At 66.7% G+C, this 23,261-nt stretch carries 21 protein-coding genes; 8 read left to right on the plus strand and 13 right to left on the minus strand.

Annotated elements, in window-relative coordinates; genetic code table 11:
- The coding region (locus QNJ30_22780) for an RHS repeat-associated core domain-containing protein (GenBank protein MDJ0946286.1) at positions 1-756 on the plus strand (756 nt) is incomplete at its 5' end.
- An 18-nt stretch (positions 757-774) separates the two neighbouring features.
- Positions 775-1,245: a helix-turn-helix transcriptional regulator gene (locus tag QNJ30_22785; protein ID MDJ0946287.1), complete on the plus strand. Its 471-nt coding sequence runs from the start codon at positions 775-777 to the stop codon at positions 1,243-1,245.
- A gap of 91 nt (positions 1,246-1,336) precedes the next feature.
- Here QNJ30_22785 and QNJ30_22790 read toward each other — a convergent pair whose 3' ends face one another.
- Positions 1,337-2,035 carry a hypothetical protein gene (locus QNJ30_22790; GenBank protein MDJ0946288.1) on the minus strand — a complete coding sequence of 233 codons (699 nt, stop codon included), beginning with the start codon at positions 2,033-2,035 and terminating at the stop codon, positions 1,337-1,339.
- A 291-nt stretch (positions 2,036-2,326) separates the two neighbouring features.
- Between QNJ30_22790 and parC the strand changes: the two genes are divergently transcribed.
- Positions 2,327-4,582, plus strand: a complete 2,256-nt coding sequence (gene parC, locus QNJ30_22795; GenBank protein MDJ0946289.1) for a DNA topoisomerase IV subunit A — start codon at positions 2,327-2,329, stop codon at positions 4,580-4,582.
- Positions 4,583-4,691: 109 nt separating this feature from the next.
- Positions 4,692-5,336 carry a biotin transporter BioY gene (locus tag QNJ30_22800; GenBank protein ID MDJ0946290.1) on the plus strand — a complete coding sequence of 215 codons (645 nt, stop codon included), beginning with the start codon at positions 4,692-4,694 and terminating at the stop codon, positions 5,334-5,336.
- A 21-nt stretch (positions 5,337-5,357) separates the two neighbouring features.
- On the opposite strand, the gene QNJ30_22805 is transcribed toward QNJ30_22800, so the two are convergent.
- The 9 genes from QNJ30_22805 to QNJ30_22845 form a co-directional block, all read right to left on the minus strand.
- Positions 5,358-6,035 carry an ankyrin repeat domain-containing protein gene (locus QNJ30_22805; protein ID MDJ0946291.1) on the minus strand — a complete coding sequence of 226 codons (678 nt, stop codon included), beginning with the start codon at positions 6,033-6,035 and terminating at the stop codon, positions 5,358-5,360.
- 76 nt (positions 6,036-6,111) lie between these two features.
- Positions 6,112-6,834 (minus strand): ankyrin repeat domain-containing protein, encoded by a 723-nt coding sequence (locus tag QNJ30_22810; GenBank protein MDJ0946292.1) that lies wholly within the window; start codon positions 6,832-6,834, stop codon positions 6,112-6,114.
- Between the two features lie 206 nt (positions 6,835-7,040).
- Positions 7,041-9,704 (minus strand): TRAP transporter large permease subunit, encoded by a 2,664-nt coding sequence (locus QNJ30_22815; GenBank protein ID MDJ0946293.1) that lies wholly within the window; start codon positions 9,702-9,704, stop codon positions 7,041-7,043.
- A gap of 25 nt (positions 9,705-9,729) precedes the next feature.
- Entirely contained in the window at positions 9,730-10,731 is a 1,002-nt protein-coding gene (locus QNJ30_22820) for a TRAP transporter small permease subunit (GenBank protein ID MDJ0946294.1), read from the minus strand.
- 86 nt (positions 10,732-10,817) lie between these two features.
- Positions 10,818-11,912 (minus strand): TRAP transporter substrate-binding protein, encoded by a 1,095-nt coding sequence (locus QNJ30_22825; GenBank protein MDJ0946295.1) that lies wholly within the window; start codon positions 11,910-11,912, stop codon positions 10,818-10,820.
- 320 nt (positions 11,913-12,232) lie between these two features.
- Entirely contained in the window at positions 12,233-13,027 is a 795-nt protein-coding gene (locus QNJ30_22830) for an arginyltransferase (GenBank protein ID MDJ0946296.1), read from the minus strand.
- Positions 13,028-13,237: 210 nt separating this feature from the next.
- Entirely contained in the window at positions 13,238-14,179 is a 942-nt protein-coding gene (gene motB, locus QNJ30_22835) for a flagellar motor protein MotB (protein MDJ0946297.1), read from the minus strand.
- Positions 14,180-14,212: 33 nt separating this feature from the next.
- Positions 14,213-15,076 carry a flagellar motor stator protein MotA gene (motA, locus tag QNJ30_22840; GenBank protein ID MDJ0946298.1) on the minus strand — a complete coding sequence of 288 codons (864 nt, stop codon included), beginning with the start codon at positions 15,074-15,076 and terminating at the stop codon, positions 14,213-14,215.
- Between the two features lie 230 nt (positions 15,077-15,306).
- Positions 15,307-16,482 (minus strand): cystathionine gamma-synthase, encoded by a 1,176-nt coding sequence (locus QNJ30_22845; protein MDJ0946299.1) that lies wholly within the window; start codon positions 16,480-16,482, stop codon positions 15,307-15,309.
- Positions 16,483-16,740: 258 nt separating this feature from the next.
- On the opposite strand from QNJ30_22845, the gene QNJ30_22850 reads away from it, so the two are divergent.
- Entirely contained in the window at positions 16,741-17,409 is a 669-nt protein-coding gene (locus QNJ30_22850; protein MDJ0946300.1) for a hypothetical protein, read from the plus strand.
- On the opposite strand, the gene QNJ30_22855 is transcribed toward QNJ30_22850, so the two are convergent.
- Positions 17,385-18,209: an SPOR domain-containing protein gene (locus tag QNJ30_22855; GenBank protein MDJ0946301.1), complete on the minus strand. Its 825-nt coding sequence runs from the start codon at positions 18,207-18,209 to the stop codon at positions 17,385-17,387. The genes QNJ30_22850 and QNJ30_22855 overlap by 25 nt on opposite strands.
- Positions 18,210-18,830: 621 nt before the next feature.
- On the opposite strand from QNJ30_22855, the gene QNJ30_22860 reads away from it, so the two are divergent.
- Positions 18,831-19,034: a cold-shock protein gene (locus tag QNJ30_22860; GenBank protein MDJ0946302.1), complete on the plus strand. Its 204-nt coding sequence runs from the start codon at positions 18,831-18,833 to the stop codon at positions 19,032-19,034.
- A gap of 94 nt (positions 19,035-19,128) precedes the next feature.
- On the plus strand, positions 19,129-19,344 hold the full coding sequence (gene infA, locus QNJ30_22865) for a translation initiation factor IF-1 (GenBank protein MDJ0946303.1): 216 nt from the start codon (positions 19,129-19,131) through the stop codon (positions 19,342-19,344).
- 31 nt (positions 19,345-19,375) lie between these two features.
- Here the strand turns inward: infA and QNJ30_22870 are convergent, their stop codons facing one another.
- Positions 19,376-20,755 carry a cystathionine beta-synthase gene (locus QNJ30_22870; protein MDJ0946304.1) on the minus strand — a complete coding sequence of 460 codons (1,380 nt, stop codon included), beginning with the start codon at positions 20,753-20,755 and terminating at the stop codon, positions 19,376-19,378.
- Positions 20,756-20,939: 184 nt separating this feature from the next.
- On the opposite strand from QNJ30_22870, the gene QNJ30_22875 reads away from it, so the two are divergent.
- A complete protein-coding gene (locus tag QNJ30_22875) occupies positions 20,940-21,563 on the plus strand; it encodes a glutathione S-transferase (GenBank protein ID MDJ0946305.1) in 624 nt (207 codons plus the stop codon).
- A gap of 117 nt (positions 21,564-21,680) precedes the next feature.
- Here QNJ30_22875 and QNJ30_22880 read toward each other — a convergent pair whose 3' ends face one another.
- Entirely contained in the window at positions 21,681-23,033 is a 1,353-nt protein-coding gene (locus tag QNJ30_22880; GenBank protein MDJ0946306.1) for a hypothetical protein, read from the minus strand.
- Positions 23,034-23,261: the final 228 nt, after the last annotated feature.

Below are 23,261 nucleotides of genomic sequence, written 5' to 3' on the forward strand. Positions count from 1 at the left end.
CCCCGGAAGCTGACCGACAGCGCGGGCGCGGTGGTCTGGGACCGCCTCCAGACCCCCTTCGGCCTCGACCACGCCGTCACCGGCGCCGCCGCCACCCCCGTGCGCTTCCCGGGGCAGTACGCGGATGGCGAGAGCGCGCTCCATTATAACTACTTTAGGGATTATGACCCTAGCCTGGGCCGCTATATTCAGAGCGATCCGATAGGGCTTGCGGGTGGGTTGAACCAATTTCACTACGCAGGAGTGAACCCTGTTCGCTCGGTGGATCTTTATGGCCTTGCAATTGGTGATCCGCCGCCATTTCCTCCCGGCTACGACTCTGAAACCTGGACGCAGGGCGAGCACTCTAACGGGAAGGGTTACTTGAAGGATCCAGACGGAAACACCTGGACGGAGCACCCTGAAGACGATGGCCATTGGAGGCACTGGGATAAGGAACCTGCCGAAGGTGGTAAAAGCGAACGAGTTCCAAAGAAATCTCGGAAGCCCTGGCCCAATCAGAAAAAGCCGCCCTATGGTGATCAGTCAGGAGAAGATCCAAACGGAGATGCAGAACCATGGAGACGACCTCAGCCAAGAACACCTTGGCGCGTGCCGTTTCGGCCCTGGACCTATCCGAGGGCTCTGGAGTGCCTAGTTTTTCCAGAGCGATGCTATGGTCAGCAAGCTGGTTTGCCATTGGGACCGAAGGGCCCCTGCAATTCTAATCCGCCTCCAAGTTTCCCGTCGGTTTTTGGGCCAATGGGAATTCTTTGACGTTCGCAGGTGATTACGATGAGTGCGAAAGGCCAAGTAAACGAGTTGATTCGGGAAAAGCGTAAAGCACTCGGTTTGCCCGAAGCTGAGATTTCCGAAAGTTGCGGGCTGTCAATAATGGAGTATCACGACCTAGAGGCTTATCCTGACGAAGCCTTTGCGGTCCTGAGGCTCGGGAACCTTCTCTGCGTCTGCGACCGTCTAGACCTAGAAATTGGCCAGCTATTTGGCTGGCAGGCGGGTGCAAGGTTATCCCATGGGGAAATGGCGCATAAAGATATCATAAGCCGGATCCGAGAAAGCCGTGGTCTCAGCGTTGCAGAACTTTCGGATGCTGCTGGCGTCAAGGAGCAGGGAATCGAGCAGGCAGAGACGGATACATCTACTTTGCTTGCGTGGCCCGTAGAGTTCGTTAAGGCCTTGGCGGATGCGTTGCAGCTTTCTCCAATGGATTTGATTTCCGTTGTCAGACGGCAGGCCTCGGAGTGAAGGCGGTGGTTTGCTTGGAGAGCTCAAGCGGACCAGGCGATGACCAAGGCTGAGCAGTTCGGAGGCGGCGCGCCGCGTTTCGGTGCTGCTCCTACGACCCCGCCTTCTTGTAGCTCGCGAGCTCGATGACCCGGCGCTTGCCACTGGAGTGGTTCTCGGTCTCGCGGCGGACGTAGTGGCCGACGGCGGGGGCGTAGTGCCAGGTCTGGGTCTCAAAGAGGCGCGAGCCGCGGGTGTTGTAGCGGCGGCAGGAGATCCGGTAGGTGTCGAAGCTGCCGGCTTTGACGGTGATGGTCTCGGCGGTCTCGACGTGGCAGTCGAACTTGCGCTGGCTGCGCTTGACCGCGCCGCTGGCCTTGTCGGTCAGGCTGCGCTCGACCCGGAAGCTGCCCAGCTTGCCGATCGCCAGCGGCCACATGTCGCCGGGCTCGTCGAGCAGGCGCTGGGCGCCGCGGCGACTGGTGGTCTCCCAGGCCAGGGTCGGCAGCAGGAAGCTGCGGTGGCGGACCAGCTCGCGGCCGCTCTCGCGCTTCCAGTAGACGTCCTCGCCCTTGACCGCGGCGACCCGCTCGACCCGGCCGCCGGAGAAGCGGAAGACGTCGCCCCGGCGGTACTCGGGCAGGGGGCTGCGGCCCAGGCGCTCGGAGACCTCGTTCTCCGGCTGGTAGATCCCGGGCACCCGCGGCGGCGTGCTGCAGGCCGCCAGGATCAGGGCGGCGCCCAGGACGGCGCCCAGGACCAGGGCGGTCCTGAGGCGGGGCCGGGCGGCGGCGGTCGAAGGGCTGGGCATGATCTCGTCTCCTCGCAGGGGAACGCTGTGGCGTGCTCCCCGGTAGAACGGTGCGGCGGCGGCCTTATTCCCGGAGCGTCGGGAATTTTCCGTCCCGGCCGTCCGCCGCCACCGATGCGGGAGAGATAGGGCGCCGGCCCGCCGCCGGGCAAGCCGCTTCATCGGCCGTTATCGCCGCTTTCATCTCCCGTTCATCTTCCGGAGGGGAGGCCCGGCCCGGGAAGGTCACGGAATTCCCGCTGGACGACTCCGGGCCGGGCTTCCTATATCTTGCGCGCTTGAAGGAGTTCCATGAGCCGCGATTCCGCCGCCCAGCCCGCCGGTGAGGTCCGCGACGTGCGCCTCGTCGAGGCGCTCTCCGACCGCTACCTCTCCTATGCGCTCTCGACCATAGTGTCGCGCTCGCTGCCGGACGTGCGCGACGGCCTGAAGCCGGTCCACCGCCGCATCCTCTACGCCATGCGCGAGCTGCGCCTGAACCCGGACCAGGGCTACAAGAAGGCGGCGCGGGTGGTCGGCGACACCATGGGCCAGTACCATCCCCACGGCGACCAGTCGATCTACGACGCTCTGGTCCGCCTGGCCCAGGACTTCGCCCAGCGCTACCCCCTGGTCGACGGCCAGGGCAACTTCGGCAACATCGACGGCGACTCGGCCGCGGCCATGCGCTACACCGAGGCGCGCATGACCTCGGTCGCCATGGCCCTGCTCGAGGGCATCGACGAGGATACGGTCGACTTCCGCCAGACCTACGACGGCGAGTCCGAGGAGCCGGTGGTCCTGCCGGCGGCCTTCCCGAACCTGCTGGCCAACGGCGCCCAGGGCATCGCGGTCGGCATGGCGACCTCGATCCCGCCGCACAACGTCGGCGAGGTCTGCGATGCCCTGCTGCACCTGATCAAGCATCCCAAGGCGCGGATCGACAAGCTGGTCGAGCTGATCCCCGGGCCCGACTTCCCGACCGGCGGCGAGCTGGTCGACGAGCGCGCGACCATCGTCGAGGCCTACAAGACCGGGCGCGGCGCCTTCCGCCTGCGCGCCCGCTGGGAGGTCGAGAAGGTCAAGGGCGGCGGCTACCAGATCGTGGTCACCGAGATCCCCTACCAGGTCCAGAAGTCGCGCCTGATCGAGAAGATCGCCGAGCTGATGGAGGCGCGGAAGCTGATCCTGCTGGGCGACGTGCACGACGAATCGACCGCCGAGGTGCGCCTGGTCCTGACGCCGAAGAGCCGCAACGTCGAGCCCGTGGTCCTGATGGAGTCCCTGTTCCGCCAGACCGACCTCGAGGTCCGCGTCGGCCTCAACATGAACGTCCTGGACAGGACCAACACGCCGCGGGTCATGGACCTGCGCGAGGTCCTGCAGGCCTTCCTCGACCACCGCCTGGAGGTGCTGGAGCGGCGCACCCGCTTCCGCCTGGAGAAGATCGCCGCCCGGCTGGAGATCCTCGAGGGCTACCTCGTCGTCTACCTCAACATCGACGAGGTGATCCGCATCGTCCGCGAGGAGGACGAGCCCAAGGAGGCCCTGATGGCCACCTTCGACCTGACCGAGACCCAGGCCAACGCGATCCTCAACATGCGCCTGCGCGCCCTCAGGAAGCTGGAAGAGGAGGGGATCCGCAAGGAGCACCAGGAGCTCAGCGAAGAGCAGAAGGCGCTCAAGGCCCTGATGAAGGACGAAGGCCGGCGCTGGAAGGTGGTCGGCAAGCAGGTCCAGTACATCCGCGACACCTTCGGTGCCAAGACCGAGCTCGGCCGGCGCCGCTGCGTGATCGGCGAGCCGCCGGCCGAGGTCGTCGTCCCGCTTGAAGCGGTGATCGAGCGCGAGGCGGTGACCGTGCTCTGCTCCGACAAGGGCTGGATCCGGGCCATGAAGGGGCACCTGGAGGAGGGCGAGAACGGCAACGGCAAGCAGAGCGCGCCCAAGTACAAGGAAGGCGACCGCGGCCGCTTCCAGCTCAAGGCCTTCACCACCGACAAGCTGCTGATCTTCGCGACCAACGGCCGCTTCTACACGGTCGGGGTCGACAAGCTGCCGGGCGGCCGCGGCTTCGGCGACCCGATCCGCCTGATCGTCGACCTGCCCAAGGACGAGGACATCGTGACCCTGCTGGTGCACGCGCCGGGGCAGAGGCTGCTGGTCGCCTCGGCCGACGGCCGCGGCTTCGTGGTCCCGGCCGACGAGGTCCTGGCCCAGACCAAGAACGGCAAGCAGGTGCTCAACCTCAGCGCCGGGGTCGAGGCGGCGGCCTGCAGCGTGGTCGAGGGCGACAGCGTCGCGGTGGTCGGCGAAAACCGCAAGCTGATCGTCTTCCCCCTGGAGGAGCTGCCGGAGATGACCCGCGGCCGCGGCGTCATCCTGCAGCGCTACAAGGATGGCGGCCTCTCCGACGCCAAGACCTTTACCCTGGAGGCGGGCCTAACCTGGCAGCAGGGCGCCGGGCGGACCCGCACCGAGACGGACCTCCTGGCCTGGGTCGGCAAGCGCGCCCAGGCCGGCCGCCTGGCGCCGCGCGGCTTCCCACGCTCCAACAAATTCCAGTGACGCGGCCGAGGCGCCGCGATATATCTGCGGCCGGGATAAGCGAGATTCACGACAGCGCGGTTCGGCGCGGATACACCGGTGCCGCGTCATCAGCAGCAGGGAGCAGACCATGAGCCTCACCCACTCCGCCGGACTCCAGGGCGCGCAGCCGACCCTCGCCTCGGTCCTCTGGCCGCGCCGGGACGCCCAGCGTCTGCTGCGCCCGGCTCTGCTGGCGCTGCTCGGCAGCCTCCTGGTCGCGGCCTCGGCGCAGGTCGAGGTGCCGCTCTGGCCGGTCCCGATCACCGGCCAGACCTTCGCCGTCCTGGTCATCGGCATGGCCTACGGCGCGCGCCTTGGCGCGGCCACCCTGGCCCTCTACTTCGCCCAGGGCGCGGCGGGCCTGCCGGTCTTCGCCGGCTTCGCTGCGGGTCCTGCGGTGCTGATGGGCCCGACCGGCGGCTATCTCCTGGGCTTCGTGCTGGCGGCCGGGCTGATCGGCTACTTGGCCGAGCGCGGCTGGGACCGCGGCCCGCTGACCACGGCATTGGCGATGCTGCTGGGCAATATCGTGATCTACCTGCCCGGCCTGGCCTGGCTCACGGTCTTCCTGGCCTCGGCAAAGGCCCTGACCATGGATGCCGCCTTCACGGTCGCGCTGAGCGCCGGCCTGACGCCTTTCCTGCTCGGCGACGCGCTGAAGCTGGCCTTGGCCGCCGCGGCCCTGCCTCTGGCCTGGAAGCTGCTGGCAAAGGGCCGGGGCAAGGCAGAGTAGCTCGCTCCCGACGCGCCGGAATCAGTCGGTCACGCTGTACTGCGCCAGGACGGCGACCACCTCGTGATGGCCCAACTCGCGGGCCAGGGCGAGCGAGGACTGCCCGCTGCCGGCACCTCCGCTGAGGGCCGCGCCGCGGTCGAGCAGCTGGCCGACCACCGCGGCCTCGCCCATCAGGACCGCCAGGTCCAGGGGCGTCGCGTCCTTGTCGTTGCGGGCGTCGACCTCGGCCTCGGCCGAGAGCAGCAGCGCGACCAGGCGGCCCTGGCCGCCCATCGCCGCCAGGTGCAGGGGCGAGGCGCCCTGCTGCTGGCGTGCGTTGACGTCGGCGCCCTTCTCGATCAAGAGCTCGGCGACCTTCAGCTGGCCGAAGGCCGCGGCCTGATGCAGCGGCGTGAAGGCGAGGGCGTTGTTGCCATCGACCGACGCGCCGGCCTCGATCAGCAGCCGGGCGATCTCGACGTGACCCATGCTGGCGGCCGGATGCAGGGCCGTGTTGCCGGAGGCATCGCGGATCTCGACCGGAACGCCTTGCGCCAGCAAGGCCTCGACCCGCCCAAGGTCGCCGGCCAGGGCGGCGCGGTGCAGGGCCGGCGCCCCGCTGGCGCTGGCGGCGGCGGGGTGGAAGTCGCGGGTCGCGATCATGCCGCCGACGGCGAGCAGCAGGCAGAGGGTGAGGCAGGCGCCGATGATCTTCATCTTCGTCTCGATCCTTCCGTTTCCAGCGGGCCCTCTGTCCGCGGCCCTTTGTTCCTCTGCGCTCGGCCCCCGGCATTCACTCGCGGGCGCCGCGTCGCCGCAGGGCGGCGGCGACCCCCCGGTGGCCCTTCTTGAGGGCCAGCGCGAGAGGGGTCCGGCCGTCGGCGTCCCGGGCGTTGACCTCGGCGCCGTGGAGCAGCAGCACCTCGGCCGAGGTGGCGTGGCCGCGGGCGGCGGCGAGGTGCAGCGGCGTGCGCCCCTCGGCGTCGCGGGCCTCGACGTCGCTGCCGAACTTGACCAGAACGAAAACGCTGCCCAGGACGCCGCCGGCGGTCGCGATGTGCAGGGCGCTCCGCCGGCGGGAGTCGCGCAGCTCGAGCTCGGCGCCCCAGTTGACCAGCAGCTCGGTGACCGCGGTCCCGGTCTTGGCCGCCCGGTGCAAGGGCGTCTCGCCCTTCGTGGTCCGGCGGTCGACGTCGGCCCCGGCCTCGATCAGCCGCTCAGCGATCTCGACGTGACCGCGGCCGATCGCGGCGTGCAGCGGCGAGATCTCCTTGCGGCCGGCGCGGGTCGCGTCGGCGCCCCTGGCCAGCAGGGCCTCGACGACCTCCGCGTTGCCCCGGTAGGCGGCGGCGTAGAGCGCGGTGTTGCCGTCGCTGCCGGTCGCGTCGGGCGAGCGGCCCTGGGCGAGCAGGGCCTCGACCCGGGCGAGGTCGCCGTCCTGGGCCGCATCGTGGAGGGGGTCGGCCTTTGCCGGGAGGCTCCAGGCCACGAGGGGCAGGGTGCAGAGGAGTGCCACGAGCCGCCGCATCGCCTGGTCCGATCCGCTCCTTACCTGGAGGTTAATCGCGACCGGCGCCCGCGCGCCGGCCATCGCTGGCGAGCAGACTACGTCGGGGATGGTAAACATCGGGTTGCCCGGGACGGCCCCAAACCGGGCATTTCCGGGGCATTTCCGTGACAGGCGAGCCCGGCCCCGAAGGCGCGGGCCCAGCGCTACAGGTGCTAGAAGTGCAGCGAGATGTCTCGGTGGTGGGCGTTGCAGCTGGCTACGGCGACCGCCTCGGCGTCGGGCAGGCGCCGCTGCTGGCGCAGGCCGATGGTGTCGCGGATCCCGGCCTCGTAGGCCTGGAGCCCGGGCAGCAGCTCGGCCGCCGCCCTCTGTCGCCAGGCCAGGTCCTCGGCGTAGGCGGCGATCGCGGTGTCGATCTCCGTGGTTGCGGCCTGGACGTCCGGGGTCTTGGCCTTGAGGGTGCGGCGGGCCTTGTTCAGCGGCGAGCGGATGGCGCTGGCGCCCTCGACCCGGCCGACCAGCTTGGCGATCTCGGCGACCCGGTCGCCGGCCTCGGCGGGCGGGCTGCCGGCGACGACGTTGCCGAGTCCCCTGATCTCGGCTTCGAGCGCCGCCAGGGCGCCGGCGTCGGCGACGACCGCGGTCAGCTCGCGCACCGCCTTGTAGGCGTCGTCGACGTTGCGGCGATAGGTGGCCCGGGCTCGCTCCGCCGTCTTGAGGAAGCCGGTGAAGGTCTTGTTCTCCTCCTCCCAGGCCTCCGGGATCGAGGCGGCCAGCGCCTCGCGCTCCGCCTCCAGGGTCGCCACTTCTTCTTCCAGTTCGGCCTTCCGGCTCTGATCTTCCGCGTTCTCGCCGCGGATCCGGCTGATCTGCGTCTTGAGCTCGCGGATCTCGAGATCGTGGCGCGCCATGTCGGACTGGATCGCCCGGACCTCGACATGGAGCGGGCGATAGGCGTCGCTGCGCGCCGCGACCGCCGCCTCGGCCTTGCGGATCTCCTCGATCAGGCCGAAGGTCGCCTCGGCCTTGTCGAGGCTGGTCGTGAAGGCCGTCTGGTGCTTTTCGGGCAGGTAGCCGATCTCGAGTCCGCGCGCCGTCTGGATCGTTGCCCGGATCTCCGCGCCGCGCCGCTCGTAGACTCCGAAGATATGCTCTTCCAGGCAGTACTGGAGCTTCGGGTTGATCGGCGGCGGCGCGGTGTCCGAGGTCAGGGAGATCCGGTTCGGCAGGTGGTTCACCAGGGTCGGGAAGGCGCCGACGATCACCAGGGCCAGTAGCTGCAGGCCGATGAAGGCGATCACGCCCTTGTAGATCTGGACCGTCCGCACCGACGGGGGGGCGACGCCGCGCAGGTAGAAGAGGGCGAAGCCGAAGGGCGGGGTCAGAAAGGAGGTCTGGATGTTGAGGCCGATCATGACCCCCAGCCAGACCGCGGTGACGTTGGCCGAGGGATCGGCCAGCAGGATCGGCGCGACGATCGGCACCACCACCACGGCGATCTCGATGAAGTCGAGAAAGAAGCCGAGCAGGAAGATCACCGCCATCACGATGACGAACTGGGTCCAGAAGCCGCCGGGCAGGCCGGTCAGGAACTCGCGCACCAGCTCCTCGCCGCCGAAGGCGCGGAAGGCGGCCGTCAGCATGGCGGCGCCCAGCAGGATGATGAAGACTAGGGAGGTCGTCTTCGCGGTATCCAGCATGACGCCGCGCAGGGTGTCCTCGATCTTGAAGGTCCGCCAGAAGCTCCAGATCACGGAAGCCAGGAATCCGGCGGCGGCGATGACCGCGAGGACCAGGGCGACCACGTCGCCGCCGGTCTGGATGTTCTTGACGTTGATCGGCGCGATGTTGGTGATCAGGGCCAGGGCGACGACCGAGGCCACGGCCAGGATCCCCGGCCGGTAGGCCCCGGGGCTGCCTTCCGCGAGCCGGTAGCCGGCCATGATGGTCGCGCCGACGGCGCCGATCGCGCCGGCCTGGTTGACCGTGGCGATGCCCATGATGATCGAGCCGAGGACCACGAAGATCAGGGTCAGGGGCGGCACCAGGATCAGCAGGACCCTGAACGCGAAGGCGGTGTCGAAGCGGCCCTCGAAGGGCACCGGCGGCGCCACCTTGGGGCGCAGCAGGGCGAGGATCAGGATGAAGGCCATGTAGACCAGGACCAGCACGAAGCCCGGGACGAAGGCGCCCATGAACATGTCGCCGGCGCTGGTCGAGACGATGTCGAAGGCCGAGGGCATCGAGAGCTCGCCGGTCGCTTCCTTGTAGAGCGCCTTGCGGGTGGTGCTCGCCTGGTCGACGGCGCTGGCGAGCTGGTCCGCCAGGATGATCAGCACGATCGAGGGCGGGATGATCTGGCCCAGGGTGCCCGAAGCGGCGATGGTGCCGGTCGCCAGGGGGTTGGAGTACTTGTTGCGCATCATCGCGGGCAGGGAGATCAGGCCCATCGCGACCACGGTCGCACCCACGATGCCGGTGGTGGCGGCCAGGAGCGCGCCGACGAAGACCACGGAGATGCCCAAGCCGCCGGGCATCGGCCCGAAGAGCTGCGCCATGGTGACCAGCAGGTCCTCGGCGATCTTCGAGCGTTGCAGCATGATCCCCATGAACACGAAGAGCGGGATGGCGATCAGTGTGTCGCGCTCGGCCTCCCAATAGATGCCGCGGAAATTGGTGACCCCGGCGGTCAGCCACTGGACCGGACCGCCCTGGGCGAAATAGGCGCCGGTGTCGCCGGCGAAGAGCCAGCCGGCCAGGGCGGCGGCGGCGATGGCAAGGATAGCCGAACCCGGCAGGGCGAAGGCCACCGGAAAGCCGGAGCCCAGAGCCCAGATCATCAGGACGATCAGCAGGGCGAGGAAAAGCAGCTCCATGGGGCCGTCTCGTTGCCTCCGTCCCTCAGTGCGCGGTCTCGGATGCCACCCGGCGCTTGCCGGGCTCGCCGCGGTAGTCGGCGACGCCTTCCAGGAGGGTGGCCGCGAACTGGATCATCATCGAAGCGGCGAAGATCGCCAGGAAGCCCGCCAGCAGATACTTGACGTACATCCCGAAGCCGGCCTGGGTCACTTCGAAGGCGAGGAGCGGGCTGGCGATGATGCTCGAGCGCTGGCTGAAGCCGATGGCCAGGACCACCCAGCAGAGCGGGATCCCGAGCACCAGGGCGCCCGCCGCGTTGACCAGGCCCTTGGTCCGCTCGGTAAAGGCGGCGTAGAGCACGTCGACCCGGACGTGGCCGTCCTCGAGCAGGGTGTGCGCGCTGGCGAAGAGGAACAGGCCGCCGTACCAGAAGCGCACGAGGTCGCCCATGAAGGCCTGTTCATAGGAGAAGACGAAACGCGAGAGCACGATCTGCAGTTCGGCCAGGACCACGAGCAGGGCGAGCCAGGTGAAGCCCAAGGTCCGGGTGAAGATCGCGACGACCAGGGAAAGGCCGATCAGGGGCATGTGAACGTAGGGGCCGCGGAACTGGTTGCGGCCGAGATCCTGAGCCAACTCCTGGCCGACGACGCCTTCCAGCAGCCCCTCGACCCGCAGGAAGGAGATCGCCGCGTCGACGATCCCGACCAGGAACACCATCCAGAAGGCCGCCCGGGTGATGTAGGCGGCCAGGGCGGTCATCGCCTGGCCGTCCCGGCGCAGGCTGCGGTCCTTGGTCTTGACGACGAAGACCGCCGGGGCCGCGACCGCCGCGAGGTAGAACAAGACGTGCAGCCAGGCCAGGGCGCCGCCGCCGCCGAAGGCCGCGGCAACCCCGGGCCAGCCCAGCCAGAACTTCAGGTAGGCGTTGAGCAGAAAGACGACGAGGGTGGCGACGATGGTCCAGCCGAAGTAGCGGACGCCCAAGACCGGCCCGCTCGGCAGGTACTCGTCCACCTTTCCGTGGGATGCGGCTTCAGCCATCGCGCAACGGTCTCGAGACTCCGGGCGGAGGATCGGGGCGGAGCCGCCGGCTCCGCCCCTCGCTCAGGTCTTGCCGACTAGGCCTGCTAGAGGCCGAGAACCCGGTTGCGCTTCAGCGAATAGCCGACGTCGGACAGCTTCATCCAGCCGGCGACGTCCTTGCGGGCCTTGGCGAAGCTCTCGTAGATCCGGTTCGCCAGGTCGCTGTGCTTGCGCGCCTCTTCCATGACCTCTGTCGCCGCGTCCCCGAAGCTGTCGTAGATCTCGTCGCCGAACTCGCGCAGCTCGACGCCGTGCTCGTTGATCAGCCGGTTGAGGTAGGTCGCGTTGTTGGCATTGTTCTCCGACATCGCGATCTCGCACTCCATCTGGCAAGCCGCCTCGATGGAAATCTGCTCGGACTTGGTCAGGCCGCCCCACCAGGACTTGTTCATGCCGAAGGAGATGAAGCCGCCGGGCTCGTGCATGCCGGGATAATAGTAATACTTGGCCGCCTCGTAGAACTTGAGGAAGTAGTCGTTGTAGGGGCCGACCCACTCGGTGGCGTCGATCGCGCCGGACACCAGGTTCTCGTAGATCTGGCTGCCCGGCAGGGAGACCGGCGAGGCGCCGACCTTGGCCATGACGTCGCCGCCGAGACCCGGGATGCGCATCTTCAGGCCCTTGAGGTCGTCGACCGTCTCGATCTCCTTGTTGAACCAGCCGCCCATCTGCACGCCGGTGTTGCCCGAAGGCAGCGCCTTCAGGCCGAACTCGCCGGCCAGCTCGTCCCAGAGCTCCTGGCCGCCCAGGTGATTGATCCAGGCGCTCTGCTCGGTATAGGTCAGTCCGAAGGGCACCGAGGTGAAGAAGGCCCAGCCCGGGTGCTTGCCCTTCCAGTAGTAGTCCGCCGAGTTGTAGGCCTGGGCGTTGCCGGAGGCCACTTCGTCGAAGACGTCGAATCCGCCGACGCGTTCGCCGGAGGCGAAGTACTGCGTCGTGATCCGGCCTTCGGTCATGTCGGTGATGCGCTGGGCCAGGCGTTGTGCGCTGAGACCGAGGCCCGGGAAGTCGCGCGGCCAGCTCGAAACGATGACCATTTCCTTGCGCGCTTGGGCAACGGCTGGCGCCGCCAAGGTCGTCGCCGCAGCGGCCCCGCCTGCAGCCACACTCGCCTTTTTGATGAAAGAACGACGATCCATTGCGTTTTCTCCCTGTTTCGTGGCGCGCCGGACTGTTCTCAGAAAGCGTCCGCTTCGCCGTACGTGATTCCGTCCCCCGCAACTTCGACTTCGGCCGCCGGGAAGACCGTTCCTGCGCCTCGGCGCGGGCCGCGCCGAACAGGTGTGGCGCTAATTAAGCCTAGGATGTCCGGAAAGACAACCGATGGCATAGACTTCCGATGCAAGAATGTTCTTCGCTTGGATCGATTGCGCGGTTTCGAGCGGCGGGCCGGCGATGCGGCGACGCCTGGAGCGCGGATCGACAAGGTGTCGGGCGATCGAATTCGGGCGGTCGGATCTCAGGCCGGCGCGTCGGCCGGCACCAGCTTCTGCCAGCCCGAGGGACCCAGCGATTCCAGCGGCCGGAAGCGCGCCTTGTAGGACATCTTGCGCGACCCTTCGATCCAATATCCGAGGTAGACATAGGGCAGGCCGCGGCGCCGGCATTCCTCGACCAGCCAGAGCACCATGTAGCTGCCGAGGCTGCGTTCGGCGAGCGCCGGATCGAAGAAGCTGTAAACCGCCGAGGCGCCATCGCCCGACCAATCGGTCAGCAGGCCGGCGACGAGATCCCCTGCGGCGCTGCGGAACTCGATCAGCTTGGTGTCCAGGACGCTTTCCTCGACCATGCTGCGGTAGTCGCCGAAGGACATGTTGGCCATCTCGCCGTCGGCATGGCGTGTCGTGATGTAGCGCGCGAAGATGCGAAACTGCTCGGTCGTCGCGCGCGCCTGGCGCTCGCGGGCGACGAGGTCGCGGTTCATCCGGGCGATGCGGCGCAACGACCTGGACAGATGGAAGGCCGCGGCATCGATCCGCACGGGCACGCAGGCGGTGCAGCCCGTGCAGGCCGGCCGGTAGGCGAAGTTGTGGCTGCGGCGGAAGCCGCCGCGCGACAGGCTGGCGTAGAAGGCGCCCGCGTCTTCGGGCCGCAGTTCGGTGAAGAGCTTGCGTTCGAGCTGCCCGGGCAGGTAGGGGCAGGGCGATTCGGCCATGACGTAGAAGGTGTGCGCCGGCGGCAGCAGAACCTCGTGGCGGCGCAGCCCTCCGCCCCTCGGCGGCCGGGCTTCCTTGCCGGGGGTCTCGGTCTTCATGACGGTGCCGCGGTCCGGCGCCTTGCGCTCGCCCCGGAGGCTAAGCCTCTTGCGATTTCTATAGGCATGGTTGTGCTGCCCTCCCAATACCTCTTCGCCGCCGCCGGTTGGGGTCCTGATCTTGGCTCGGACGGATTATGACAGGTTCTGGGGGGCGGAGGCCAGTGCCAAGACGCCGGCACAGCGACCGAGGGCGCACGGAGGGCAGGATCAGCCGTCGGAGTCGCCGCCCGCTCCGGAGCCGCCGATCTGGGTCTTGTTCTCGCGCAGCAGGATGACCGAGATGCGTCGGTTCCGGGGCGAGTGAGGATCCTCCGCGATCAGGGGTTCCTGATCGGCCCGGCCGGCCACCGATTCGATCCGGCGGGGGTCCAGCCCGGCATCCAGCAGGGCCCGTCGGCTGGCGTTGGCCCGATCGGTGGAGAGTTCCCAGTTGGAGTAGCCGGAGCCGCTGGAGAAGGGCGTCGCGTCGGTGTGGCCCTTGATCGCGACCCGGTTCGGCAGGCCCGCGATGGCGTCGGCAACCAGCCCCATGAGTTGCTGGGTCCGGCCATACATCTGTGCGCTGCCGCTGGGGAACATCGAGGTGTTCTCACGGTCGACGATCTGGATCCGCAGACCTTCCGGCGTCTGGTCGACGACCAGGTTCTCGGCCAGGTCTTGAATCTCGGGCACGCCCTGGATCGCCTGACGCAGGGCGGCCTCGGCTGCCTCGAACTGCTCGGCCTCGCGTTCCGCCAGCTCGCGTTCAAGCGCCTCGTCGGAGATCTCGTCCGGGCTCTTCGCGGCCGCCTCGCTCTCCTCGCCCTGCTCCGTGGGGTCCGCCTCCTCGGTCGAGGAGGGAATCGAGATCGTGATCCCGACCGGCGAGCGGTCGCTGTTCAAGGTGCCCTGCAGGTCCATCGACTGGCCGCCCATGACCCCGCCGGCGCCGCTGGAGCTCGGCGCGACCGAATGGGGCGAGAAGTAGTCGGCGATGCCCCGCTTCTGCTCCTCGGTGGTGGCGTTCAGCAGCCAGAGCAGCAGGAAGAAGGCCATCATCGCGGTGACGAAGTCGGCGTAGGCGACCTTCCAGGCGCCGCCGTGATGGCCATGGCCGCCGCCCTTCTTCACCTTCTTGATGATGATCGGCCTGTTTTCGTCCTGCGCCATGGCCTCTGCCCGGGCTCCGAAAGGGACCGGCGCTTAGCCGACCGACGGCAAGCCGTCGAGAGCTTGCTCGACCTCGGAGAAGCTGGGCCGATCGTGGGACAGCAGCGCCTTGCGGGCGAACTCGACCGCCACCGGCGGCGAACTGCCGTGCATGTAGGCCAGCAGCCCGGCCTTCATGCACTGGAAGTACTTGCCCTCGGCGTCGTAGACCGCCTGCGCCTTGGCGGCGATCGGGGCCAGAAAGCCGTAGGAGATCCAGACCCCCAGGAAGGTGCCGACCAGGGCGCCGCCGATCAGGGCGCCGAGGACCTCCGGCGGCTCGGTGATCGAGCCCATGGTCTTGATGACGCCCAGCACCGCCGCGACGATGCCCAGCGCCGGCATGCCGTCGGCCATGGTCTGAATGGCGCCGGCCACGGCGTGCTGCTCGTGGTGATGGGTCTCGATCTCCTCGTCCATCAGCGTTTCCATCTCGTGCGGATTCTCGGCGCCGAGGCCGATCAGCCGCAGGTAGTCGCAGAGGAACTCCACCGCATGGTGGTCGCCGATGAACTTGGGGAACTGCTGGAACAGGGCGCTGTCTTCGGGGCTCTCGATGTGTTGCTCCAGGGCGAGGAAGCCCTTGGTGCGGGCCAGCTTGAAGATTTGGTACTGCAGGGTCAGCAGCTCCAGATAGCTGTCCTTGTTGAACTTCGAGCCCTTCATGACGTGGCCGATGGCCTTGGCCGCCTTCTTGATGACCGGGCTGGGGTTGCCGATGATGAAGGCGCCCAGGGCCGCGCCGCAGATGATCACGACCTCGAAGGGCTGCCACAGCACGCCCAGCTTGCCGCCCAGGGCGACGTAGCCGCCGAAGGTGCAGCCGATGACCACAAGCATTCCGACGATCAGAAGCATGACCCGACCGCTATCCCAATAAGCAGATAAATTGACCAAAAAGACGTAGGCCGGAAGCCTCGCCTACTTCGGTTAAAAACTGGTTGAATGGTTTAAATTCGCATCCGGCGCGGTGGCGGTCCAAGGACCGACAGGCGGTTGCGAGGCCCGAAATCGCGCGCGTTGCGAACGTCAGTCCGGAGCCCAGGGCCCGGAGCCCAGAGCCCAGGACGGTCCGGGCTCGAAATCCGTCAGCCCAGAGCCTGGGCCAGGTCGGCGATCAGGTCGTCGGCGTCCTCGACTCCGACCGAGAGCCGGACCAGCCCGTCGCCGATGCCGAGCTGGGCGCGGGTCTCGGCCGGGATCGAGGCGTGGGTCATGATCGCCGGGTGCTCGATCAGGCTTTCGACCCCGCCCAGGCTCTCCGCCAGGGCGAAGATCCGCACTCGCTCCAGGAAGCGCTTGGCCGCCGGAAGGCCGCCCTCCAGAACCGCCGTGACCATGCCGCCGTAGCGGCTCATCTGGCGCTTCGCCAGCTCGTGCTGGGGGTGGCTGGCGAGGCCCGGGTAGTAGACCGCCTCGACCTTGAGGTGGTCCTCCAGGTACTCGGCCACCACGGCCGCGTTCTCGCAGTGGCGCTGCATGCGCAGGGCCAGGGTCTTGAGGCCGCGCAGGGCGAGGAAGCTGTCGAAGGGCCCGGCGACCGCGCCGACGGCGTTCTGCAGGTAGGCCAGACGCTCCACGAGGTCCGGATTGTCGCCGACCGCCACGATCCCGCCGACCATGTCGGAGTGGCCGTTGAGGTACTTGGTGGCTGAATGCATGACCACGTCGAAGCCTGCCTCCAGCGGCCGCTGGACGTAGGGGCTGGCGAAGGTGTTGTCGCAGACGGTCAGGATGCCGCGCGTTCTCGCGATGCCGGCGATCATCTCGAAATCGACCAGCTTGAGCAGCGGGTTGGTCGGGCTCTCGACCCAGATCATGCGGGTATCCGGGCGGAGCGCCGCCTCGACCGTGGCCCGGTCGCTCAGGTCGGCGAAGGTGAAGGCGAGGCCGGCCGAGCGCTCCCGGACGTTGTGGAACAGCCGGTAGCTGCCGCCATAGAGATCGTCCATGGCGAGAACGTGGCTGCCGCTGTCCAGCAGCTCGAGCAGGGTTGCCGTGGCCGCCATGCCCGAGGCGAAGGCGAAGCCCGCGCTGCCGCTTTCAAGGTCGGCGAGGCAGCGCTCGTAGGCCATGCGGGTCGGGTTCTGGGTCCGGCTGTACTCGTAGCCCTTGTGCTGGCCCGGGCTTTCCTGGACGTAGGTCGAGGTGGCGTAGATCGGCGGCATAATCGCCCCGGTCGTCGGGTCCGGCGCCTGGCCAGCGTGGATGGTCCGGGTCGCGAAACCCAGGCGGTTCTTGCGGTTCTGCTGCTCGTCCGGCATTTGGCGGAATCCCTGTGGCGCGGTTCCGACGGCTGGCCCCGAGACTTCGACCCCTGACTGCCCGCTGTCAATCGCTTTCCCCGCCGGCTCCGTCGGGCGGCCGCCGCGCGCCGGGTTTACGGATTCTTCGAACGCGGCGTGGCACCCTTTGGGGGGCGGCGGCTCCGGGCCAGCCCGGGGATGCCGACGGGGGAGAAGCGCAGCATGACGGCACCCTTGGGAAAGAGCCAAGACCAGGGACGGGGAGAGGGAGACAAAGTGACCAACGACCTCGAAGATCTATCGCGGCTCCGACAGTTCCGGAACCTCGAGGACGGCCGCTTCCTGTTCCGGGCCAGCCCCTGGAGCCGGACCTTTCTGCTCGATCCGGTCTCGGCGCGGCGGGTCGCCCAGGGAATCCGGCACCACCACTGGCGTCTTCTGCAGATGGTGCTTCCGGCGGTCGTTCTTGTCGCCCTCGCGCCGATCTTGCTCAAGCTCGACCGTCTGGAGCCGCTGCTGCCCTTGGTCCTTGGATTTCTCGGTGTCTCGGCCTTCTTCTGGTATCGCGCCCAGATGGACGACTACCGGCGCATCCTGCGCCAGGCCCAGCCGGCCCCGCCGGAACTCGCCCTGAGCATCACCTGGACCGGTCTGCTGGCCCAGCGCCTCGCGCCGGACACGGCCCGTTTCGGCGCAGTCTTCTGCGCGATCTTCTCGGGGTTTCTGCTGATCATCGCCGTGGTCGGCGCGGTGCCGCGGGACGCCGCCTGGCGCATGGTGACGGTCGACGGCGTGCTGGCCGCCGCCTTCGCGGCCCTGGCGATGCTGTTCTGGAGGGTAAGAAAGGTCCAGTCCAGCTGTCCGCCCAACGGATCCTGGTTCCGCGGGCTGAAAGCGGCTCCGGGGCAAGAGCTGAAGGCTCAGGGAACGACGAAGCAGTCCTGACCTTGGTTCTTCAACTGCTTGCAGAGGTTCGTGGCCGAGCCGACGTCCCAGAAGGGGCCGACTTGTATGCCGTACATCGTGCCGCGGTTCTCTGAGAGCGCCAGCCGCTCGATCGACAGGACCTTGCTGCCGATGAGGTCCCAATGCCGGACCTGCAGCTCGACGCCCTGTTCGATCGCCGCTTGCCTCGAGTTGAGCGCCGCGAGCTGCACACGCAGCTCGCCGACGGCACCCTCCGGCTTGACGATTTCGTTGCCCGCATCCAGGCGTTCGGCGACCCCCAGGATCGCCGGCTTGTTGGCCTCCTGCAGCCGCTGACCGCCCTGGTTTGCCGGAATTCGGTTTTGCGGCGCGGGCGGACTAGGGTCCCTGGTGATGGCTTGGCCGCGCGACGGCGGGTCACCGGACTGCAAGTAATTCTGCAGGGCGGCCAGGCTGGAGGCGGCCGGGTTATAGCCCCGGTCGACCGCCAGGCGGTACCACTTGGCGGCGGTTTCAGGGTCGCCGACCATGCCAACGACGCCTTTGGCGCTCAGCTCTATCGGGTCGTAGGTCATGCCGAGCTTGGCGGCCGCTATGGCATCGCCCTGGCTGGCTGCGGTCTCGTAGAGCAACCGGGCGGCGGAGATGTCGCCGATCGCCATGAGGTCGTCGCCACGGGCGACGAGTCGGGAGTTGGAGGTGCCGGGCGAGCTTTGGGACAGCTGCACCTGGCCCTGGCGTGGCTCTTCCGCGCCCGCGGCCGGGCCGAGGAGCCCGACGGCGAAGAGGGTAGAGACCACCAAAGCAGCAAAACGCATGGGACCACTCACGTTTGTCTGGGTGGAGGGGCTTGGGCGTCCGGCCGGCCGATAATCAACAAGTCTTTGAAAAATGGACTATAATGGGTTCCAGGCGACCCGGCTCGAGGCTTGCGCCCGTGGGGCCCGGCGACGGTGGCGACTTCGAAGGCCCGCGCCCGACTTCCGGGCACGGGGGCGACGAAGACCCAGGATTTCATTCTCGCAATCAGGTCCAAGCTCAGCATCATCGACCAGTCGTAGAACGGCTCCCGGCCCGCCGCCAACCGGCCATCTGCCCTTGACCTTTTTCGGCCAGGAGCGAGCTTAGCACACTTGGACGCCAAGGGCGATCCCGAGTACAACTTGAAATAGCGTTTCCGCCGGATCGCCCTCGCGCTGTCTCAATCCGTTGAGATTCAGGGATTTTTTCTTGTCTTCTGGCGCTCCTGCGGTCCGGAAAGGTCTTGTCCGGCAGGGCGGAAGCGTCCATATAGGGGCGTGTGACGGCTGCATTCCGAATCCGGCAGACCGCATTTTGACGCATCGCGTCCGAATACGTCTCTCCTCACTGTAGTGCCGGCTTTCACCCTGGCGGGGCAAGGTGCCCCGGCGGTAACCTTTTATTGGGACGACTGATACATGACTTCCGGTACCGTTAAGTTCTTCAACGCCACGCGCGGCTATGGTTTCATCTCGCCCGACGACGGCTCGAAGGACGTTTTCGTTCACATCTCCGCGGTCGAGCGCTCCGGTCTCGGACAGCTCTCCGAGGGGCAGAAGTTGAGCTTCGAGGTCCAGCAGGACGCGCGCGGCCCCAAGGCCGTCAACCTGCAGGCCGACTGACCCGCACCTGGCGCGGGGCCGCCCTGACAGAGGGGCGGCCAGCGTCGGGCGGGCCGTTTGCAAAGCATCGTCAAAGCAACAATGGAGTAATGGTTTGAAAGAGGAATTCCTGGCTTTCAGTGGAACGGTCGTCGAGAAGCTGCCGAACGCCATGTTCAAGGTGCGGCTCGAGAACGACCACGAGATCATCGCGCAGCCCAAGGGCAAGATGCGCAAGTTCCGGATTCGGGTCATGGTCGGCGACCGCGTCGACGTCGAGATGACCCCATATGACCTGACCAAGGGCCGGATCACCTTCCGCCACAAGTAGCCGCCGCGGCAGGCCCACTTTTGCGGTGGGCCTATCTCATCCGCCGGCGCAGGTAGTTCAGCAGGTCGATACGGGTGATCAGGCCGAGGAAGGCCTCACCCTCCAGCACGATCGCGACAAGGCCCTTCTGGAAGACCGGCATCAGGCGGTCGACCGGCTCCGTCGCCTGCAGGGTCTCCAGGCGCGAGGTCATGGCGCTTTCCACCGGGTCCGCGAAGCGGTCCTCGTGGCTGAAGACCGCCAGGAGGATGTCCTCCTCGTCGATGATTCCGATCACGCGGTCCTCGGCCATCACCGGCAGCTGGGAGACGTCGTAGAGCTTCATCCGCCCGTAGGCGGCCAACAGGCTGTCCTCCGGCTTGACGGTGACCGTGGCGTGCTCCTGGTAGCGCCGGCTGATCAGGTCGCGCAAGTCGCCGAAGCTCTCCCGCTCCAGGAAGCCCTGGTCCATCATCCAGTAGTCGTTGAACATCTTCGACAGGTATTTGTTGCCGCTGTCGCAGACGAAGGTGACCACTCGCTTGGGCGCAGTCTGCTCCCGGCAGTAGCGCAGCGCGGCCGCGATCAGGGTGCCCGAGGAGGAGCCGGCCAGGATGCCCTCCTTGAGGAGGACTGCGCGGGCGGTGGCGAAAGCCTCGGCGTCGGACACGGTGTAGGCCCGCTTGACCCTCGAGAAGTCCGAGATCGGCGGGATGAAATCCTCGCCGATGCCTTCGACCAGCCAGGAGCCGACCTCGTCGCTGACCCGCCCGGTCTCGACGTACTCGGCCAGGACGGAGCCGACCGGGTCGGCCAGGACCATCTCGACATGGGGCGCGACCTCGGCGAAGTAGCGCGACAGGCCGGTGATGGTCCCGCCCGAGCCGACCCCGCAGACCACGGCGTCGAGCTCCTGGTCCATCTGGGTCCAGATCTCGGGGCCGGTGGTCTCGACGTGGGCCCGGGGGTTGGCCGGGTTGCCGAACTGGTTGACGTAGAAGGCGCCGGTCTCGGCGGCGATCCGCTCGGCCATGTCCTGGTAATACTCCGGATGGCCCTTGCCGACGTCGGAGCGGGTCAGCAGCACCTCGGCGCCCAGGGCGCGCAGGTGGAAGATCTTCTCCTGGGCCATCTTGTCGGGCAGCACGATGGTCAGGGGATAGCCCTTCTGCGCCGCGACCAGGGCCAGGCCCAGTCCGGTGTTGCCGGCCGTCGCCTCGATGATCCTGCCGCCGGGCTTCAGGCGACCGTCGCGCTCCGCCGCCTCGATCATCGAGCGGCCGATGCGGTCCTTGATCGAGCCGCCGGGGTTCTGGTTCTCCAGCTTGAGGAACAGCCGGCAGGGCCCGGCGTCCAGGTCCCTGGCCTCGACCATGGGCGTGTTGCCGATGGTCTCAAGCACGTTGGAGACGGCCTTAGGGGCCTGGGTCATGATCCGCCTTTCGCCGATCAGGATGGCACGAAGCTGGCTTACGCTTCGAAGATAACAGCCGGATCGCGGCCTGTCGCGAGCCCCGGGCGACTCTTCGCTTAGCCGCGGCCGGGTCGCGTCGTATCCTGGCTGCCTTGGTCTCGGGACGGGGCCGGCGAAGTGGGTAAGGAGGGGCGCGGTGCCTATGCTGAGGATCCTCGGACGGGACAATTCGATCAACGTGCGCAAGGTGCTCTGGCTCTGCGAGGAACTGGGCCTCGCCTATGCGCGGGAGGACTGGGGCCAGGGCCACCGCGGCACCGACGACCCGGAGTTCAGGGCGCTCAATCCCGTCGGCATGATCCCGGTTGTGGTCGACGGCGAGGTCGTGCTCTGGGAATCCAACGTCATCCTGCGCTATCTCGCGGCCAAGCACCGACGCGCCGACCTGCTGCCCGAGGACCCGGCGGCCCGGGCCCGGGTCGAGATCTGGATGGACTGGCAGGCCTCGGACTTCTCCAACGCCCTGCGCGCGGCCTTCCACGGCCTGGTCCGCAAGAACCCCGACTACGCCGATCCGGCGGTGATCGAAGCCTCCCGCCGGGCCTGGGTTCGCATGATGGAGGTCCTGGAGGGCCAGCTTGCCAAGACCGGCGGCCATGTCGCCGGACCGGACTTCACCCTGGCCGACATTCCCATCGGCCTGACCGTCAACCGCTGGTTTCTGACTCCGATCGAGCGGCCCGCGCTGCCGGCGGTCGGGGCCTACTACGACCGCCTGAGCGAACGCCCGGCCTTCCGCGCCCACGGCCGCAACGGCGTGCCCTAGATCAAGCTGCCTTTAATGAAACGCTGGCGGCCCTGAGGTTCGAGCCCGGGATTTGCAGGTGACGGCCAGTTACGAGCACCAGCATTGGCATGCGCGATCGAAGACTGAGACCGGCCCCTAGGACGGCTCGGCGGTGCGCGCGCCTGAACAGGCTTTCAGATCTTCGACGGCGCCCTCCGCCCAAACCGTGACCTTCGACAGGATGCTCTCCTCGTCCTCATAACCGAACCGCTCCGCAATATGCTCGAACAGCTTCTGATACTCATCCGTGGTCGACAAAACGACCTTGTTTCTTTCCTTATGTATCTGAAGCCCCAGCTTCTTGGAAAGATCGCAGTTGATGTTTATGTAGGATCCACCGACCCTGCGAAGAACGAGATTTTCTCGAACTCCTGCCTCCGTTTGCACCCCTTGCGCGGCCGCACAGGGATAAGTCCAGGTCTCGAGGACGATTTGGCTATTGTCCAACGGGCGATAATATTGAACAGCCGTAAAGTCAGCACCTTCGTATCCACGCTTTACAGACTGAACGACTTTATTGGAACTGACAGTCTTCGTGGATCGTTTGAATGAACCGTCTAAGCTGACAGCGCTCAAAGCCGCTTTGACTGTGGCGGCCCATTCACTCTGTAGCTCGTAAACCCTGCTTTCCTCCTTTCGCACGTCAACGGTCGTGCAGTATCCTTCGTAACTTACGGGCACCAAGAAATAGCTTCTTTCGAAGAACGCGGCCCTGAGCTGCCTGGTGTCTTCGACCTCCGCCCATCCGCCTCCAAAATCCTCGTCGATTCTTACGATTTTCACCGCGCTCTCAGGAACCTTCACACGGAAACTTGGGCTTGAGCTTAAAGAATCGCACTCCTCGTAGTTTGGGTCAAAGTCTTCCAGCCACAGGGCATCGGGAAACCTCTCAACCACCTTGAATGCCTCACCACGCCGCAATTGGATTACCTGACCTCTGTTCAGCTGGTTCTCCGCTTCGGTGTTCTCAAGGATGAAAGCCAAGGACGGGTATTTATGGTTCGTACTACAGCCATCGTCGATGAAGTGCCAAAGCTCGCCAAACAAGTCTTTTCGAACAGAGGTATTCACGTTGAACTTTCGTATCCAGTCCTCGTCGAAGACCTTGGTCCGATAGTCCTCAATGATTCCGAAAAGCCCTTTCTGTGTTAGCACGACGAGCGAGCTCCAGAATTCAGCACGTTTCGAATCGTCGGGACCAAAGTCGGAATCATCGATCTGAATCATCTTCTCGCCCGGAGGGAGGTAGACTTTAGAGAACTTTTTGGGCCACTCCAGTTTCGAGAGATTGCTTATATCCGTGTTAATATAGTCGACGACATACATGTAAGTCCCCCGCGAAAGCATCAGCTGATCCGCAAAGGCAGGGGCGGTGATGGATGAAAAGGTGTACACGGCTAACGCGGCGACAAGAGCGTTGGCTCGCCGGCCTTCTTTGTGTCCCAGCATCTTCTTGTCCTCAGACGGTCAAGGCACTGCGTGCTGTCTAACGTTGTCTTCGCTGGTTCGGCACAGACACTCGATTCCAAAGGCGGTCAGCCCCACCGGAGGTTGCGTCTTTTCCTCCGGGGCTACCACATCTGCAAAAGGTCTTAGCGAAATCGAATAAGACCTCAAGGTCACTGCCCTGACTCCTTTACGCGCAGGTAGAAGTCCGATGATCGAGCGAGCTTTGGA

The sequence above is a fragment of the Kiloniellales bacterium genome (genome assembly GCA_030066685.1).
GTDB lineage: Bacteria > Pseudomonadota > Alphaproteobacteria > Kiloniellales > JAKSBE01 > JAKSBE01.